This window comes from Methylocella sp. (assembly GCF_044226135.1).
Classification (GTDB): Bacteria; Pseudomonadota; Alphaproteobacteria; order Rhizobiales; family Beijerinckiaceae; genus Methylocapsa.
Map to the genome: position 1 here is coordinate 25,642 of NZ_JBGAHM010000006.1, position 17,072 is coordinate 42,713.

The following is a 17,072-nucleotide window of genomic DNA, read 5'->3' on the forward strand; positions in this document are numbered from 1 at the left end:
CGGGCTGACGCGCCGCGGACGCGTCAGCCCGGGCCGGGCGGCTCAGGACGGAACGCGGTTGTCGCGTTTGGCCTGCATGTTCTTGCCGTGCTGGCTCACCGCCCCGAGCTTGGCGCGATTGCGCGACAGGGTCTTCGCGCTTTCGATCGGCGTCATGCCCTCGCGCGCGGTGCGGCTCATCGGCCGGCGGGCGGCCTCGGCGTCGCGCTTGCGGCGAAGCTCCAGAGCGCGACCGGCCGCGTCCTTCATCGCGTCGCGGGCGGCTTTCCCCTCGCGGCGCGCCGCCTCGGCGTTGAGGCGCTTGAGCGCGGCGGCGAGCGCGTCGCGCTTGCGGCGCGAGCCCGTGTCGTCGGCGGCCGCGCGCGCCCCTTTCGGCGCGGTTTTGCCGCGCATCTCGCGGCGCTGGCGCGCGGCGATGTCGCGCGCCCGGTCGCGCCGGTCGCGCACCAGCTTGCGCAGCCGCGCCAGTTCGGCGTCGTCGATCGCGCCGAGCGCCGGATGGCGCGTCGGCTCGACGAGCGCGAGCTCCTCGGCGTCGAGCGCCGGCCGTTCGGATTTCAGGCCACGTCCCATGTCGGTCTCCTTGCGTCTTATAGTTGTGGATTGTGCAATGATTTTCAGCGAAGGTTGTAAAATCGCTTAAGGCGGGCGGGCTAGAAAGGATCGGCGGCGAATCGTCCGCGGGCGCTCCGCCCATGAACGCGTCCTGAGGAGAAAAGACCCTGTTCCGCGCGTCCCATCTCGCCGGTTTTCTGTTCGTCGGAGGCGTCCTGTTCGCCGCTGCGGCGGCGCCGCCCCAGGTCGGGCTGCATCCGCCGTCGGGGATCTCGGTGCATTATGCGCCGGCCGAGAATCTGGAAAAGATCGACGTGGACCTGATCGATTCGGCGCGCGACTCGATCGACATGGCGGCCTATGTGCTGACCAACTGGCCGGTGATGAAGGCGCTCTCGCGCGCGGCCGGGCGCGGCGTGAAGATCCGGATCTACCTCGACAACGGGCTGATCGGCCAGAAGGCGCCGAGCGAGCCCTTTCTCGAGCTTATCGACAATCCGGACATCGCGATCGGCGTCAAGCGGCGCGGGGCCGCGCTGATGCATCTGAAGAGCTACCAGATCGACGGGCGCATCCTGCGCACGGGCGCGGCCAATTTCTCGGCCTCGGGCCTCAAGAAACAGGACAACGACCTGATCATCATCAACGACCCCGAAGCCGCGGCCGAGTTCCGGCGCAGGTTCGAGACGATCTTCGCCGGAAGCGAGCCCCTGCCGGCGGCCGCGCAGGATCGCCGGCGCAGCTTTTTCGCGCCGCAGGGGTGACGCGCCCGCCACAGGGGCGGACGCGCGGCGGCTCAGAAGGGGCCGAACTTCTTCAGTTCGGCCTTGAAGGCGGAGGCGACGTCGGGATTGGCCAGCGCGAAGGCGACGTTGGCCGAAAGGAAGCCGATCTTCGAGCCGCAGTCATAGGTCCTGCCGTCGAAGCGCACGCCATGGAAGGCTTGAGACTTCGCCAGCTCCTTCATGCCGTCGGTGAGCTGGATCTCGCCGCCCGCGCCCTTCTCGATGGTTTCGAGAATCGGGAAGATCTCCGGCCCGAGCAGATAGCGGCCCGAGATGATGCTGGTCGAGGGCGCGGTTCCCTTCGGCGGCTTCTCGACCATGCCGGTGATCTCGAAGGACGCGCCTTCGTCCCTGCCGATCGAGACGACGCCATATTGATGCGTCTCCTCAGGCGACACCTCCTCGACGGCGATGATGTTGCCGCCATGTTTCTCATAGGCCTCGACGCACTGCTTCAGGCAGCGGCCCGCGCTCTGCGGCCCGGCCATGGTCACCATGTCGGGCAGCAGCACGGCGAAGGGCTCGTCGCCGACGAGTTCGCGCGCGCACCAGACCGCATGGCCAAGGCCGAGCGGCGCCTGCTGGCGGGTGAAGCTTGTCGCGCCGGCGGCGGGAAGCTGCGCCTTCAGCGCCTCGAACTCCTTGAGCTTGCCGCGCTTCTGCAGCGTGTCGTCGAGTTCGTAATTGATGTCGAAATGGTCCTCGATGACGGCCTTGCCGCGGCCTGTGACGAAGATGAAATGCTCGATTCCGGCCTCCGCCGCCTCCTCGACGACATGCTGCAGGACGGGGCGGTCGACGATCGTCAGCATCTCCTTCGGAATCGATTTGGTGGCGGGAAGGAATCGCGTGCCGAGGCCGGCCACGGGGAAAACGGCCTTTCGAATCCGCTTCGTCATCGAGTGTTCCTAAAAGAGGCGCCGCGCTGCGGCGCCGGATGAACGGCGGCGCGAGAATAGCCAATAATTCTCTGTCGAACCAGAGTCGGCGTCGTGGACTTGCGTCATGCGCACGACATATGCTTTCTCGATATGAAGCAATCGAGACAGGCTTTACGGCGAAATTCGCCTATGCGGCATTTTGTTCGGGTCTTTTTTGCAGGCGGCGAGCTTCTACCTTGCACGGAGGAGACGCAACCTTGAAGCGAAGAATTTTATTCATTCCAACTGCGGCGCGCGACGCTTTTTCTTGACGCGTGGGGCGTAACGTTCTGGCCTGTCGGGCGCGTTTGGCGCGAGGAGATCTTCATGGCGGTGTTGGTGACGGGCGGGGCCGGCTATATCGGCGGCCATATGGCTCTGGCGCTTCTCGACCGGGGCGAGGAGGTCGTCGTGCTCGACAATCTCTCGACCGGCTACGCCTGGGCGGTTCCGCCGGGCGCGAAGCTCGTGGTCGGCGATTTCGGCGACGAGGCTCTGGTCGACAAGCTGATCGCCGAAGAAAAGATCGAGGCCATCGCCCATTTCGCGGCCAAAATCGTCGTGCCCGAATCTGTCGCCGACCCGCTCGGCTATTATCTCAACAATACGGCCAAGGCGCGCGCCCTGCTGGAGCGGGCGGTCAAGGGCGGGGTGAAGCATTTCATCTTTTCCTCGACCGCCGCGGTCTATGGCGAACCCGCCGCCAATCCCGTGTTCGAGGAGGTCGCGCTCGCGCCGATCAACCCCTATGGGCGCTCCAAGCTGATGGTCGAATGGATGCTCGCCGACGTCGCCAAGGCGCATGGGCTGGGCTTTGTCGTGCTGCGCTATTTCAACGTGGCGGGCGCCGACCCGCAGGGGCGGCTCGGCCAGTCCTCGCCGGTCGCGACCCATCTCATCAAGGTCGCCTCGCAGGCGGCGCTCGGCCATCGCGACGGGCTCGACGTGTTCGGCACGGATTATCCGACGCCGGACGGCTCCTGCGTGCGCGACTACATTCAGGTGAGCGATCTCGTCGACGCCCATCTGCGCGCGCTCGACCATCTGCGCGCGGGCGGCGAAAATCTCACCTGCAATTGCGGCTATGGCCGCGGCTTCTCGGTGCTCGAAGTCGTCGAGGTGGTGAAGACGGTTTCGGGCGTCGATTTCCCGGTGCGGATCAAGGGGCGCCGGGCGGGCGACCCGGCCTCGCTCGTCGCCGGCGCCAAGCGCGTGCGCGAGACGCTCGGCTGGATCCCGAAATACGACAACCTGCCGACCATCGTCGAACAGGCGCTGTCATGGGAGCGGCGGCTGCACAACCGCAAGGCGGCGGAATAGGCGCCGCGCGTCTTTTTTCAGCGCGCCGGCGTCCAGCCGTCGAGCGCGCCTGCAACGATATGCCGCACCACCTTCATGCCGAGCGCGCTGTCGTTGAGGCAGGGGACCTGCGCGAAGGCCTCGCCGCCGTGCTCGAGAAAATAGTCGCGGTTCTCGATGCCGATCTCGGAAATGGTCTCGAGACAGTCGACCGAGAAGCCGGGCGTCGCCACCGCCAGCCGTTTCACGCCTTTGGCGGCGAGCGCCTTCACCGTCTCGTCGGTGTAGGGCCTGATCCATTCGGTCCGCCCGAAGCGCGACTGGAAGGTGATCGGGCAGCGCTCTTCCGAAAGGTCGAGCGCCTCGCGCAGCAGCCGCCCGGTTTCGAGGCAATGGGCGTAATAGGGGTCGCCCGCCTCCACATAGGATTTCGGAATCCCGTGGAAAGAGAGCAGCAGGACTTCGGGCTCGAAAGGGAGCGCGGCGAGATGTTCGCGCGTCGATTGCGCGAGCGCCTCGACATAGACCGGGTCGGCGTAATAGGGCGGGACGCTGCGCAGCTCCGGGCGCCAGCGCATTTTCCTTAACGATTCAGCGACCTTGTCGGCCACGCTCTCCGTCGTCGCGCCGGCGTATTGCGGATAGAGCGGAACAATCAGCACGCGCCCGCAGCCCGCCGCGCGCAGGCGTTCGAGCCCTTCGCGAATCGGCGGATTGGCGTAGCGCATCGCCCAGTCGACCAGAATCGTTTCGTCGCCGAAGGCGCCCTCAGTCGCGAGCCGCGCGAGCTTTTCGGCCTGCGACCGCGTGACCGTCTTGAGCGGGCTTTCGTCGAGCTCGCGGTTCCAGATCGTCGCATAGGCCTCGCTTGAGCGCTGCGGCCGCGTCGACAAAATAATGAGGTTGAGCACCGGCCACCAGACGAGGCGCGACGTGTTCACCACGCGCCGGTCGGACAGGAACTCGCGCAGATAACGCCGCACCGGCCAGTAGCCGAGCGCGTCGGGCGTGCCGAGATTGACGAGAAGAACGCCGATCCGGCCCGCGGGCGCGGACGACGCGGGCGCGTCGCGGCTCATTGGCCCTCGCTTTCGGTTCTGGCTTTGGGGACGGGGGGGGCTTGCGGCGGCTCAGGCCGCCGGCGCGTCGCGCAGGCGGACGACGACTTCGACCGCCGCGACGGCCTTGCCCGCAGGCGGCGGCGGCAGGTTCAGGAGGTCGATCGCCACTTCGGGGATGTCGACGAGCGCGCCGTCGACCAGAAAATGATGATGCCGCAGCGTGTTGGTGTCGAAATAGGTGCGCGTGCCGTCGACCGCGATCTCGCGCAGGATCCCCGCGCCGGTGAACTGGTGCAGATTGTTATAGATGGTGGCGAGCGAGACCGGCACGTTCGAGGCCTGCGCTTCGTCCTGCAGGATTTCGGCCGTCAGATGACGCGACCCGCGCGAGAACAGGAGCCAGCCGAGCGAAAGCCGCTGCCGCGTCGGACGCAGGCCGGCTTCGGCGAATTTCATGCGAAGCTCATGAAAGCGGCAGCCGACGAGGGCGCCGAGCGGCGCCTTGGCCGGCCCGTCGATCTTTCGCGATTTGGCGCTGCGTCTGGGCATGAAGGGCGCGCTTCCTTGAAAAGACTGGCGCGAAGGATAATGCGCGCCGCCACGCGCCGCAACCTTGAACAGGGCCGCGCCGCTTGTCGGCGCGCGTCTTGTTCCTATATGCTCGCAAAAGAGGAAAATTTGATGCCCGAGATCACCATTTATACGACAGCGACCTGTCCCTATTGCCGCAGGGCGAAGGAGCTTCTCGCCAAAAAGGGCCTCCCCTTCAAAGAGATTCCGGTCGACGGCGAGCCGGAGCTGCGCGCCGAGCTCGCGCAGCGCGCCGGCCGCACCAGCGTGCCGCAGATCTTCTTCGGGGCGCATCATGTCGGCGGCTGCGACGATCTCTACGACCTCCATTACGACGGCAAGATCGAACAGCTTCTGGCTGAACAAGACTGATGATCAAATTCGCGCTGCGCTGCGACGAGGGCCATGAGTTCGAGAGCTGGTTTCAGCTCGGCGCGGCGTTTGACGCGCAGGCGCAGGCGGGCCTGATCCGCTGTCCGGCCTGCGGCTCGGCCTCCGTGTCCAAGGCGATCATGGCGCCGGCGCTCGCCCGCCTCAGCGCCGAAGAGACGCGCGCGGCCGAATCTCAGGCGAAGGACAGCGACGGCGCGGCCGCGCCGGCTCCGGCGCCGCAGGGCGGCCCCGTGCTCATCAGCGCCGCCGACGCGAATCTGCGCGCCGTGATGGACGAGCTGCGCCGGCATATTCTCGAAAACACCGACGATCTCGGCGACAAATTCGTCGAGGAGGCCTGGCGCATTCATCATGGCGAGGCGCCCGACCGGGCCATCCGCGGGCAGGCGAGCGCCGACGAGGCGCGGCGGCTGCTGGAGGAGGGCGTGCTTCTGACGCCGCTGCCGCGCGGCCCCGAAGACCTCAACTAGAGCATTTTCAGTAAAAGTTGCAGACTTTTACGTTAAGAAAATGCGCAAAAACAAGATGTTGGAACACGATCCCAAGCCGGCGTTTTCGGCTGGCGCCCAGCGCGACGCCTGAAGCGCGCCGAAGATTCGTTTCAGAACGCCCGGTCGACGCAGAAATCGACCGCGCCCGACAGCGCCGTCTTCCAGGGCGAAGTCGGAAACAGCTCCAGCGCGTCGCGCGCCATGGCGCCGTAATGGCGCGCGCGCTCGATCGTGTCCTCGAGCGCGCGGTGCTTGCGCAGGATGGCGATGGCGGCCTCAAGGTCGCCGTCCTGGATCTCGCCGCGCTCCAGCGCGCGCTTCCAGAATTCGCGCTGCTCGGGCCCGCCGCGGCGGAAGGCGAGCACGATCGGCAGGGTGATCTTGCCCTCGCGGAAATCGTCGCCGACGTTCTTGCCGAGCTTGGCCGAGGCGCCGCCATAATCGAGCGCGTCGTCGATGAGCTGGAAGGCGACGCCGAGATTGACGCCGAAGCCGCGGCAGGCGGCGATCTCGGCCTTCGGCCGGTCGGCGAGCAGCGGGCCGACCTCGGCCGCGGCGCCAAACAGCGCGGCGGTCTTGGCGCGGATCACGGCGAGATAGTCGTCCTCGCTCGTCTCGGTGTCCTTGGCGGCGGACAGCTGCATGACCTCGCCCTCGGCGATCACCGCCGCCGCCGTCGAGAGCACCTCGAGGCAGGGCAGCGAGCCGACCTCGACCATCATCTTGAAGGCCTGGCCGAGCAGGAAATCGCCGACGAGCACGCTCGCCTCATTGCCCCACACCATGCGGGCGGCGAGCTTGCCGCGCCGCATGTCGCTTTCGTCGACCACGTCGTCATGCAGCAGCGTCGCCGTATGCATGAATTCGACGGCGGCCGCGAGCTTGACGTGGCCCTGGCCGCGATAGCCGCAAAGGCCGGAGGCGGCGAGCGTCAGCATCGGCCGGAGCCTCTTGCCGCCCGACGAGATCAGATGGTTCGCGACCTCGGGGATCATCGAGACGTCGGATGAGGAACGGCTCAGGATGGTCTGGTTGACGAGCTCCATGTCCGCGCGCACAAGCGCGACGAGAGGCTCTATGCCGCGCTCGGGCGCGTTTTCTTCGATCGAAAGGACGACGCCCAAAGGACTAGATCTCCGCGGCCAGTCTTCGGCTTTTAGGGCGAGGAGCCGGCTTTTTCAACTCGGCGACGAAGATCGCGCCGGCGGGGCGGACACGGGGGCGCCGAAAACCCCTTGCCGCCGGCCCATGGGCCGTGCGACGCCTTGGCGGCGCCGCGGCGGCGGCGGCGGGATTTGCGCCATGATCGAGCTGTTGCGCGCCAACGACCTTGTGCTGATCTCGCGCGTCGAGGCGCTGCTCGCCGGGGCCGGCGTGCGGCTCGTCGTCGCCGACCGCCACATGAGCGCGGTCGAAGGCTCGCTCGGCTTTCTGCCGCGCCGCCTGCTCGTGCCCGACGAGGACGCCGAGCTTGCGCGCGAGACGCTGATCGACGCGGGGCTCGGCGACTGGCTCAATGACGGATGAGGCGGCGCCGGGCGAGACGCTCGACGGATTCTTCGGGCGCAGGGTGCTGTTGCGGCAGTTTCGCCGCGGCCACCGCGCCGGCCTCGACGCGGCTCTGCTCGCCGCCGCCGCCCCTGCGGCGTTTTCAGGACTGGCGCTCGACGTCGGCGCGGGCTCGGGCGCGGTCGGCCTCGCGCTCGCCGCCACGCGGCCCGGCGCGCGCGTCGGCCTCATTGAATGCGACCCCGCCTCCGCCGCGCTGGCGCGCGAAAACATCGCGCTCAACGGGCTTGGCGCGCGCGTGCAGGCCCATGAGGCGGACGCGCTTGCGCCCCGCGCGCGACGGGCCGCGGGCCTGAAAGACGAGGCGGCCGACCTCGTCCTGTCCAATCCGCCCTTTCTCGATCCGGCGCGGGCGCGGGCCTCGCCCGACGCGGACCGGCGCCGGGCCCATATGGCGCCGGACGGCGGCGCGGCGCGCTGGACCGTCGCCTGCCTCGCCCTGGCGCGGCCGGGCGGCGACGTCATGCTGATCGACCGGCCCGAGCGGCTCGGCGGCTTTCTGGCCGCGCTCGAAGGCCGCGCCGGCGCGGCCGTGCTGAAGCCGGTTTATCCGCGCGCCGGCGCCGCGGCGATTCGCGTCCTGCTGCGCGCGCGCAAGGGCGCCCGAACCCCGCTCGCGATCGCCCCGGGCCTCGTCCTGCATGATGACGAAGGGGGTTTTACGCGCGAGGCGCAGGCGCTGCTTGCCGGCGAGGACGCGCTCGCCTGGGGCGACGCGCGATAGGGCATTTTCAGTGAAAGTTGCAGATTTTTACGTTAAGAAAATGCGCAAGACCAAAATGTTGGAGCGCGTTTGCGACTCGATGAAGTCCGAACGCGCGCTGACGTCGCCCCGGCGTCACCAGTAGCGGCGATAATAATAGGGGTGATAGTAAGCCCGCGGCGCATAATAGCGCCTCGGATGATAATATCTCGGCCGATAATAGCGGCGCGGATAATAATACCGCGGCCTGTAATAGCGGCGCGGGTAGGCGTATCTTGGACGATAATAGCGCCGACGATAGGCATAATAGGCCTTTTCGGCTCCTTCGGAGCGCGCTGGGGTCGCGGCGGCGCGGATCGCCGCGGCGGAGGCCGCAAACCCCGACGCCGGAGCGGCGGCGGCGGGGGCGAGCCCTCCAAACAGTTCCGAAAGAGCGATAAGGACGGCGAGCGTCGCCGCGAACGGGCCTGAACGAGACGTCATGTTCTCCTCCGGAGCGAGCCGAAGCGAAAAGCCCGGCAAGACTGCGCCGTCCGGGGCGGGCGCGCAAGAACCCAGATGGGAGGCGCGGCCGTCTTTGCGCGCGCCGCGCTTGACCCTCCCCATGGGCGCCCCTATGCCTGCGGCGACGACCCCGGCGACGAAGCGATGACCAGCCCTTTCCAGACATTCGAGCCCGCGCGGCTCGACCCGACGAGGTCCTTTCAGGGCCTGATCCTGACGCTGCAGCAGTTCTGGGCGGAACAGGGCTGCGTCATCCTGCAACCCTATGACATGGAGGTCGGGGCCGGCACCTTCCACCCGGCGACGACGCTGCGCGCGCTGGGGCCGAAACCGTGGCGGGCCGCCTATGTGCAGCCCTCGCGCCGGCCGAAAGACGGGCGCTATGGCGAGAATCCGAACAGGCTCCAGCATTATTACCAGTTTCAGGCGATCCTGAAGCCCTCGCCGCCCGACCTGCAGGCGCTCTATCTGCGCTCGCTCGCGGCGATCGGCGTCGACCTTTCGCTGCACGACATCCGTTTTGTGGAGGACGACTGGGAAAGCCCGACGCTCGGCGCCTGGGGGCTTGGCTGGGAATGCTGGTGCGACGGCATGGAGGTGTCGCAGTTCACCTATTTCCAGCAGGTGGCGGGCGTCGAATGCGCGCCGGTCTCGGGCGAACTGACCTATGGGCTCGAACGCCTCGCCATGTATGTGCAGGGCGTGGAGAGCGTCTACGATCTCAATTTCAACGGCCGCGAGGGCGTGGAGAAGATCACCTACGGCGACGTGTTTCATCAGGCCGAGCAGGAATATTCGCGCTTCAACTTTGAGGCGGCGGACGTCGAGGTCCTGTTCCGCCATTTCCGCGACGCCGAGGCCGAATGCCGGGCGCTGCTCGAACAGGGCGAGGGGCCGGACGGGCGGGCGCTGATCGTGCTGCCGGCCTATGACCAGTGCCTGAAGGCCTCGCACATCTTCAATCTGCTCGACGCGCGCGGCGTGATCTCGGTCACGGAACGGCAGAGCTATATTTTGCGCGTGCGCGAGCTGGCGAAGGCCTGCGGCGCGGCCTGGCTCAGGACCGAGGGCGGCGGAGGTCGTTGAAGGTCAGCAGCCGCGGCTGTCTTCGCAGCGGCGATGGTCGTCGGTGAAGAAGCCGTCATGCGGGCTGCGGCTGACCGCGACGCTGCGGCCGGTCACGAGCCGCTCTTCCTCAAGGACGCCCGAATGGCGATAGGCGTCAGGCGTCAGGGTCTCGCCGGAGCGCGTCTGATAGAGCGCGACGGGGACGACGAGATCGCCGGAGACGAGCCGCGCGGGCGTGGCGAGCGGAGCGGCGGAGGCGCAGAGAGTCGAAGCGAGGAGCGCGGCGGCGGCGGGGATCGAAAGCTTCATCTGAAATGCCCTTCGTTGACTGCCAAACGCGCGAGGCGCAGCTCAAGTTCCCCGCCTATGCGCGGAATTTCCGCTTGGCGAAGCCTGGCGCGGGCTTTAACTCAACCCGGCCCGGGCCTTTCCGGCGAGATTCTCCTGACGGGACTCGCCCGAAGGTTTCGGCCGCCGTCCGTATGTGCGACGCGGCGGGCCGCAAGACTGTAACCTAGCGCACGTTCCGCACGGACCGCGCCCGCGTCGGGGATCGCCCGCGCAGGCTCTGCGGCGGGCGGCGGGAGCGATCATGCCCGATCTTCTGCTTGAGCTTTTCTCCGAAGAAATCCCCGCCCGCATGCAGGCCCAGGCGGCGGAGGACCTGAAGCGCCTCGTCCTTGAGGAGCTCGCCGGGAAAGGGCTCAGATCCGAAGGCGCCGCCGCCTTCTCGACGCCGCGCCGCCTTGCGCTCCATGTCGCCGGCCTGCCGGCCCGCCAGCCCGATCTGCGCGAAGAAAAGAAAGGCCCGCGCGTCGGCGCGCCCGAGGCCGCCGTGCAGGGCTTTTTGAAAAGCGCCGGCCTCGCCTCGATCGACGAGGCCAAGATCGAAGTCGACCCCAGGAAGAAGGGCGAGTTCTACGTCGCGATCGTCGAGCGCAAGGGCCGGGACACGATCGAGGTCCTGTCCGAGGTCCTGCCCGCCGTCGCGCAGCGCTTCCCCTGGCCGAAGTCGATGCGCTGGGGCGCGGCCTCGGCGCAGGAGGGCGCGCCGCGCTGGGTGCGCCCGCTGCATTCCATCGTCGCGACCTTCGGCCCCGAAACCGAAGACCCGCAGGTGGTGCCCTTCAGCCTGGGCGGGATCGCGTCCGGGCAGGTGACCTACGGCCACAGGTTCATGGCGCCGGGGCCGATCCGCGTGCGCCGCTTCGACGATTACGCGCCGGCGCTCGAAAAGGCGAAGGTGGTGCTCGACGCGGCCCGCCGGCGCGACATCATCCTGCACGATCTGCGTGATCTCGCGCTCGCCAACGGGCTGGAGCTGATCGAGGATCAGGGGCTGCTCGAAGAAGTCGCCGGCCTCGTCGAATGGCCGGTCACGCTGCTCGGCGACTTCGACGAAGCCTTTCTCGACATTCCGCCGGAGGTCATACGGGCGACGATCCGGGCGAATCAGAAATGCTTCGTCATGAACGGCGCCGAGACCGGCCGGCTCGCCAATAAATTTGCGCTCGTCGCCAACATCGACGCGGCGGACGGCGGCGCGGCGATCGCCGCCGGCAATGCGCGGGTGGTGCGCGCGCGCCTGTCCGACGCCAAATTCTTCTGGGAGACCGATCTCGGCGTCAGGCTCGAGGACCGGCTCGCCCGGCTCGAACACGTCGTGTTCCATGAAAAGCTCGGGACGCAGCGCCAGCGCGTCGCGCGCCTCGTGCGGCTCGCGCGCCTGCTCGCGCCGCAGGTCGGGGCGGACGAGGCGCTCGCCGCCCGCGCCGCGCTGCTCGCCAAGGCCGATCTGCCGTCCGAAATGGTCGGCGAGTTCCCGGAGCTGCAGGGGCTGATGGGTCGCTATTACGCGCTGGCGCAGGGCGAGGACGCCGAGGTCGCCGACGCCATCGGCGATCATTACCGGCCGCAGGGGCCGTCGGACCGCGTTCCGGCGGCGCCCGTCGCCGTCGCCGTGGCGCTCGCCGACAAGCTCGACATTCTGGCGGGCTTCTGGGCCATCGACGAGAAGCCGACCGGCAGCAAGGACCCTTACGCGCTGCGCCGGGCCGCGCTCGGCGCGATCGCGGTCATTCTGGGCGCGGGGCTGCGCCTGCGGCTCGGCGCGGTCTTTGCGGCGGCGCTCGCCGGCCATCGCGAAGGTGGCGCGCTCAGGGCCGCGGCGGCGGACGACGCCGCGCTCGCCACGGAGCTGATGGCCTTTGTGGAGGACCGGCTGAAGGTCTATCTGCGCGAGCGCGGCGGGCGCTTCGACCTTATCGACGCGGTGTTCGCCCTGCCGGGCGAGGACGATCTGACGCTGATCGTGGCGCGGGTCGGCGCGCTCGGGCGGTTCCTCGAAACCGAGGACGGCGCCAATCTGCTCGCCGGCTCTCGCCGCGCCGCCAACATCCTGCGCGCCGAGGAGAAAAAGGCGGGCGCGGCCGAAGCCGCGGCCTATGAAGCGCCGTTCGCGCGCGCGCTGCTGCGCGAGCCCGAAGAGATCGCCCTGGCGCAGGCGCTCGCGCCCGAAGGGAAAGAGCCCGGCTGGGCCGCCCCGCTCGCCGCCGAGGATTATGAGGGCGCGATGAAGGCGCTGGCTCCGCTGCGCGCGCCGGTCGACGCGTTTTTTGAGAAAGTCACGGTCAATGCGCCGGAGCCCGAGCTTCGTCTGAACCGCCTGCGCCTGCTCGCCCATCTGCGCCGCGCGGTCAACGCGGTCGCCGATTTCGCGCGCATCGCGGGCTGAGAACAGCCCGCGACGCCACGCGGCGCGCCTCAGTCGTCGCCTGACGGCGGCGCGTCGAGGCCGCGCTTGCGCAGCAGCGCCAGCGGCGAAGGCGAAGAGCCCCTGAAGGCGGCGTAGGCGGCCTCGGGCTCGACGCTGTCGCCGGCCGCATAGACATGGCGCAGAAGCCGCGCGGCGGTCGCGGGATCGAACGGATCGCCCGCCTCGCGGAACGCCTCGAACCCGTCGGCGTCGAGAATCTCCGACCACAGATAGCTGTAATAGCCGGCCGAATAGGATTCGCCCGAGAAGATATGCTGGAAATGCGGGGTGCGGTGACGCATGCCGATGGCGTCGGGCATGCCGATGCGCGCGAGCTCGGCCTTCTCGGCCGCCGCGACGTCGAGATTTTCAGGGTCGGGGTTCATGTGCAGCGCGAGGTCGACGAGGGCCGAGGCGGCGTATTCGACCGTCGCGAAGCCCTGGTTGAATTTGCGCGCCGCGAGCAGCTTGTCGATCAGGGCTTCGGGCATCGGCTCGCCGGTCGCGTAATGGCGCGCGTAGCGGCGCAGCACGTCGGGCTGCTCCAGCCAGTGCTCATAGAGCTGCGAGGGGAACTCCACGAAGTCACGCGCGACATTGGCGCCGGCGAGCGTCGGGAAGGTCACGTCGGACAGCATGCCATGCAGGCCGTGGCCGAACTCGTGGAACAGCGTGCGCGCGTCGTCGAAGCTGAGCAGGGTCGGCTCGCCCTCGCCGCCGGCCGAGAAATTCATGACGTTGACGATGACCGGAAGCTGGCCGCCGTCGAGCCTGTGCTGGGTGCGGAAATCGCTCATCCAGGCGCCGCTGCGCTTTTCCGGCCGGGCGAGATAGTCGCCGATGAACAGCGCGACCGGCGCGCCGTCCCGCGAGACCTCGAACACGCGCGCGCCCGGATTATAGAGCGGGATGTCGAAACGCTCGGAGAAGGAAAGGCCGAACAGGCGCCCCGCCACATAGAAGGCCGCCTCGATCATCCGGTCGAGCTGGAGGTAGGGCTTGAGCTCGCCCTCTTCGAGGTCGAACTCGGACTTGCGCTTCTTCTCGGCGTAATAGCGCCAGTCCCAGGGCGCGATCGGGAAATTGCCGCCCTCGGCCGCGGCCAGCGCCTGAAGCGCGGCCTCCTCCTGCGCCGCGCGCGCGCGCGCCGGCGGCCAGACGGAGTCGAGAAGGTCCAGCGCGGCGGCGGGCGTCTTCGCCATCGTGTCGGCGAGGCGGAAATGGGCGAAGCTCTCATAGCCCAGGAGCTTCGCGCGCTCGGCGCGCAGCTTCACCATTTCGGCGGCGATCGCGCGATTGTCGGTCTCGCCGCCGTTCTCGCCGCGCGCGGCCCAGGCGCGCCAGGCCTTCTCGCGCAGGTCGCGCCGCGCCGAAAACTGCAGGAACGGCTCGATGCTGGAGCGCGACAGGGTGATTCCATAGCGCCCGGCGTGGCCGCGCTCGGCGGCCGTCCGCGCCGCGCTCGAAACCAGAAAGTCCGGCAGTCCGACGAGATCGGCCCCGTCGAGCAGCATCAGCCAGCTTTTTTCGTCGGCGAGCACGTTCTGGCCGAACCGCGCCCCAAGGCTCGCGAGCCGTTCCGAGATTTCGGCGAGCCGCGCCTTTTTCCCGGGCGCGAGCCCCGCGCCGGCGCGGGTGAAATTGATATGCGTGCGCTCGAGCAGGCGCTTTTCCTCGGGCTTGAGGCCGAGCGTCTCGCGCTGGCCGTAAAGGGCTTCGATGCGCGAAAAAAGCCGGTCATTGAGCAGGGTCGCGCTGCGATGGCGCGACAGCACGGGGGCGAGATCGCGTTCGGCCGCCTCAAGCTCGTCGTCGGCGTCCGTGCCGACGAGGTTGAAGAACACGCTCGCCGCCTTGTCGAGACTCTTGCCGCTGCGCTCGAGCGCGCCGACGACGTTCTCGAAAGTCGGCGCGGCCGGGTCGTCGGCGATGGCGTCGACGTCGGCCCGCGCCTCGGCCAGCGCCGCCTCGAAGGCCGGGCGGAAATCGGCCGAAACGATGCGCTCGAACGGCGGGACATGGTAGGGGCCGCTCCAGGGTTCGAGCAGGGGGTTGCCGTGAACGTCGGCCTTGGTCATTGAACCCTCAAAAATCTGTCTGCGCGTCTGTGACTGAAAGATAGCGCAGGCGTGCGGCCGCACAACCGCCCGGCCGCGCCGGGGGCGGAACCTTCGCCGCAACGCGCGGTTTGAAGGGCCTGTTTTCGACCCTTGGCGGACACGTTTCGCCGCGCGCGCGTCCGCGCCGCATCTGGAGCCACGCATGACCGCGCAAACGCCGGATCTGACCGCCTGCGACCGCGAGCCGATCCATGTTCCGGGCGCGATCCAGCCGCATGGCGCGCTGCTGGCCGCGCGCCGCGCCGACCTGCGCCTCGCCTTCCTCGCCGGCGATCCGCAGGCGCTGTTCGGCCTCGACGACTGGCGCGGCCGGCCGCTCGCCGACTTCATCGGGGCGGAGGCGGCGGGGCGCGCGGCCGGGGCGCCGCAGGGCCCGGCGTCGCTGTTCCTCGGGCGCGTCGAGACGACGCGCGGCGCCCTGTTCGAGGGCGGCGCCCATGCGTCCGACGATTTCGTCTTCGTCGAGCTCGAGCCCGTCGAGGCGGCGTCGCGAAGCGCCTCGGAGGCGCTTTGCGAGCTCGAGGTCGCGAGCGTCGAGCTGCAGCGCGCCGAAAGCGTTCAGGAGCTGTGCGATCTCGCGGCGCGCCAATTCCGCAGCCTGACCGGCTTCGACCGGGTGATGATCTATCGCTTCCTTGAGGACGAGTCCGGCAAGGTCGTCGCCGAGGCGCGGCGCGCGGGCGTCGCCTCCTTCCTGAACCAGCATTTCCCGGCCTCCGACATCCCGCGGCAGGCGCGCGCGCTCTATGTGCGCAACCTCGTGCGCACGATCCCCGAGGTCGATTACGCGCCCGAGCCGCTGCGGCCCGAAGCCGAAAGCGCGGGCGTCGACCTCAGCGACTGCGTCCTGCGCAGCGTCTCGCCGATCCATCTCGAATATCTGCGCAACATGGGGGTCACGGCCTCGGCCTCCGTGTCGATCGTGATCGACGGGCGGCTCTGGGGGCTCGTCGCCTGCCACCATGAGAGCGCGCGCCGGCTCGATTCAGAGGCGCGCGGCCTGTGCCGCGCGCTCGCCTTCGCCTTCGCGCAGCATGTCAGGGCGAAGGCCGAGGCGGAGGACTATCGCGAGCGCCTGCGCCTCGCGAGCTTCTCGTCGAGCCTCGTCGAGGTGCTGGCGCGCGACGGGCCGCTCGACCAGGCCCTCGCCAATCATCTCGACGAGACGGCGTGCATGCTGAGGGCCGACGGCGTGGCGATCGTGCACGGCCATGACCTCATCGTCGGCGGCGCGGCGCCCGGACGCGACGAGATCGCGGCGCTGGCGCGCTGGATCGCCCTGCGCGGCAAGCCGGTGTTCGCGACCGACCGCCTGCCGCAGATTCATCCGCCGGCGAAGGCGTTTCAGCGGCTCGCCTGCGGCGTCGTGGCGAGCGTGCTGTCGTTCGACGAGCCATGGGCGATCCTGTGGCTGCGCGCCGAGAAGATCGAGACGGTGAACTGGGCCGGAAATCCGCACAAGCCCGTGGCCGGGGGCGAGGTCGGCGCGCTGACGCCGCGCGCCTCCTTCGCGCTGTGGAGCGAGACGGTGCGCGGGCGCGCGCGCGGCTGGACCCCGGCCGAAGTCGAGGCGGCGGGCCGGCTCGGCGCGCTGGTGATCGAGGCGCGCCAGACCAGGCGCGAACGCGACCTGAACCGTCGCCTGACCGAAACGCTCAAGGACAAGGACCTGCTGATCGAGCAGAAGCAATATCTGATCGGCGAGGTGAACCATCGCGTCCAGAACAGCCTGCAGCTCGTGACGAGCTTTCTGACGCTTCAGGCGATGTCTTCACGCGAGCCCGGGCTGCGCGAGGCGGTCGAGGAGGCGAACCGGCGCATCGCCGCCGTCGCCCTGCTGCATCGCCGGCTCTATCGCGGAGACCAGATCGAGATGGTGCAGCTTGCCCGCTACATCGAGGATCTCGTCGCCGACGCCATGGCCGCGCTCGGCGTGGGCTGGAAGGAGCGGCTGACGCTCGATCTCGCCCCGGCGGCGGCGCCGACCGATCAGGCGGCCTCGATCGGGCTGATCCTGACCGAGCTTCTGATCAACGCCAACAAATACGCTTACGGCGGCGCGCCCGGCCCGCTCGCGGTCGCTCTGGCGGAGACGCGCGGGCAAATCGAGCTCACCGTCTCGGACAAGGGGCGCGGGCGGGCGCAGGACGCCCGCCAGGGGTTTGGCGGGCGCATGCTCGAAGCGCTGACGCGCCAGCTCGGCGGCCAGTTGACCTATGAGGACAACCGGCCGGGCCTCAGGGCGAAGCTGACCGCGCCGCTGCGCGCCGGCGTCTGAC

General features: G+C 68.8%; 17 protein-coding genes. 9 read left to right on the forward strand and 8 right to left on the reverse strand.

Annotated features, from left to right (window positions below):
• Nucleotides 1-42 precede the first annotated feature (42 nt).
• Entirely contained in the window at nt 43-573 is a 531-nt protein-coding gene (locus tag ACILRB_RS04570; protein WP_395665118.1) for a hypothetical protein, read from the reverse strand.
• A gap of 296 nt (nt 574-869) precedes the next feature.
• On the opposite strand from ACILRB_RS04570, the gene ACILRB_RS04575 reads away from it, so the two are divergent.
• Complete coding sequence (locus ACILRB_RS04575; protein ID WP_395665119.1) at nt 870-1,319, forward strand: phospholipase D-like domain-containing protein; 450 nt, start codon at nt 870-872, stop codon at nt 1,317-1,319.
• Nucleotides 1,320-1,351: 32 nt separating this feature from the next.
• Here the strand turns inward: ACILRB_RS04575 and galU are convergent, their stop codons facing one another.
• Complete coding sequence (gene galU, locus ACILRB_RS04580) at nt 1,352-2,239, reverse strand: UTP--glucose-1-phosphate uridylyltransferase GalU (protein ID WP_395665120.1); 888 nt, start codon at nt 2,237-2,239, stop codon at nt 1,352-1,354.
• A gap of 348 nt (nt 2,240-2,587) precedes the next feature.
• Between galU and galE the strand changes: the two genes are divergently transcribed.
• Complete coding sequence (galE, locus tag ACILRB_RS04585; protein WP_395665121.1) at nt 2,588-3,580, forward strand: UDP-glucose 4-epimerase GalE; 993 nt, start codon at nt 2,588-2,590, stop codon at nt 3,578-3,580.
• A gap of 17 nt (nt 3,581-3,597) precedes the next feature.
• Here galE and hemH read toward each other — a convergent pair whose 3' ends face one another.
• Together hemH and irrA are read right to left on the reverse strand one after the other, a co-directional pair.
• Nucleotides 3,598-4,638 carry a ferrochelatase gene (gene hemH / locus ACILRB_RS04590; protein ID WP_395665122.1) on the reverse strand — a complete coding sequence of 347 codons (1,041 nt, stop codon included), beginning with the start codon at nt 4,636-4,638 and terminating at the stop codon, nt 3,598-3,600.
• 51 nt (nt 4,639-4,689) lie between these two features.
• Nucleotides 4,690-5,169 carry an iron response transcriptional regulator IrrA gene (irrA, locus tag ACILRB_RS04595; RefSeq protein ID WP_395665123.1) on the reverse strand — a complete coding sequence of 160 codons (480 nt, stop codon included), beginning with the start codon at nt 5,167-5,169 and terminating at the stop codon, nt 4,690-4,692.
• 132 nt (nt 5,170-5,301) lie between these two features.
• Here irrA and grxC point away from each other — a divergent pair, with 132 nt between their 5' ends.
• Nucleotides 5,302-5,562, forward strand: a complete 261-nt coding sequence (grxC, locus tag ACILRB_RS04600) for a glutaredoxin 3 (protein WP_395665124.1) — start codon at nt 5,302-5,304, stop codon at nt 5,560-5,562.
• Complete coding sequence (locus ACILRB_RS04605) at nt 5,562-6,053, forward strand: DUF1178 family protein (RefSeq protein WP_395665125.1); 492 nt, start codon at nt 5,562-5,564, stop codon at nt 6,051-6,053. The genes grxC and ACILRB_RS04605 overlap by 1 nt, the downstream gene beginning before the upstream one ends.
• A 131-nt stretch (nt 6,054-6,184) precedes the next feature.
• Here ACILRB_RS04605 and ACILRB_RS04610 read toward each other — a convergent pair whose 3' ends face one another.
• On the reverse strand, nt 6,185-7,198 hold the full coding sequence (locus ACILRB_RS04610; RefSeq protein WP_395665126.1) for a polyprenyl synthetase family protein: 1,014 nt from the start codon (nt 7,196-7,198) through the stop codon (nt 6,185-6,187).
• Between the two features lie 178 nt (nt 7,199-7,376).
• On the opposite strand from ACILRB_RS04610, the gene ACILRB_RS04615 reads away from it, so the two are divergent.
• Nucleotides 7,377-7,601: a DUF2007 domain-containing protein gene (locus ACILRB_RS04615; protein WP_395665127.1), complete on the forward strand. Its 225-nt coding sequence runs from the start codon at nt 7,377-7,379 to the stop codon at nt 7,599-7,601.
• Nucleotides 7,591-8,367: a tRNA1(Val) (adenine(37)-N6)-methyltransferase gene (locus ACILRB_RS04620; protein ID WP_395665128.1), complete on the forward strand. Its 777-nt coding sequence runs from the start codon at nt 7,591-7,593 to the stop codon at nt 8,365-8,367. Before ACILRB_RS04615 ends, ACILRB_RS04620 begins: the two co-directional genes overlap by 11 nt.
• Nucleotides 8,368-8,481: 114 nt before the next feature.
• On the opposite strand, the gene ACILRB_RS04625 is transcribed toward ACILRB_RS04620, so the two are convergent.
• Nucleotides 8,482-8,829, reverse strand: a complete 348-nt coding sequence (locus tag ACILRB_RS04625) for a hypothetical protein (protein WP_395665129.1) — start codon at nt 8,827-8,829, stop codon at nt 8,482-8,484.
• A 165-nt stretch (nt 8,830-8,994) separates the two neighbouring features.
• Between ACILRB_RS04625 and ACILRB_RS04630 the strand changes: the two genes are divergently transcribed.
• Nucleotides 8,995-9,936, forward strand: coding sequence for a glycine--tRNA ligase subunit alpha (locus ACILRB_RS04630; protein ID WP_395665130.1), 942 nt, complete (start codon nt 8,995-8,997; stop codon nt 9,934-9,936).
• A gap of 3 nt (nt 9,937-9,939) precedes the next feature.
• Here the strand turns inward: ACILRB_RS04630 and ACILRB_RS04635 are convergent, their stop codons facing one another.
• Nucleotides 9,940-10,227 (reverse strand): hypothetical protein, encoded by a 288-nt coding sequence (locus ACILRB_RS04635; RefSeq protein ID WP_395665131.1) that lies wholly within the window; start codon nt 10,225-10,227, stop codon nt 9,940-9,942.
• Nucleotides 10,228-10,510: 283 nt separating this feature from the next.
• Between ACILRB_RS04635 and glyS the strand changes: the two genes are divergently transcribed.
• Nucleotides 10,511-12,652: a glycine--tRNA ligase subunit beta gene (glyS, locus tag ACILRB_RS04640; protein WP_395665132.1), complete on the forward strand. Its 2,142-nt coding sequence runs from the start codon at nt 10,511-10,513 to the stop codon at nt 12,650-12,652.
• 29 nt (nt 12,653-12,681) lie between these two features.
• Here the strand turns inward: glyS and ACILRB_RS04645 are convergent, their stop codons facing one another.
• Complete coding sequence (locus ACILRB_RS04645) at nt 12,682-14,751, reverse strand: M3 family metallopeptidase (protein ID WP_395665133.1); 2,070 nt, start codon at nt 14,749-14,751, stop codon at nt 12,682-12,684.
• Nucleotides 14,752-14,935: 184 nt separating this feature from the next.
• On the opposite strand from ACILRB_RS04645, the gene ACILRB_RS04650 reads away from it, so the two are divergent.
• Nucleotides 14,936-17,071, forward strand: coding sequence for a histidine kinase dimerization/phosphoacceptor domain -containing protein (locus ACILRB_RS04650; RefSeq protein WP_395665134.1), 2,136 nt, complete (start codon nt 14,936-14,938; stop codon nt 17,069-17,071).
• Nucleotide 17,072: the final 1 nt, after the last annotated feature.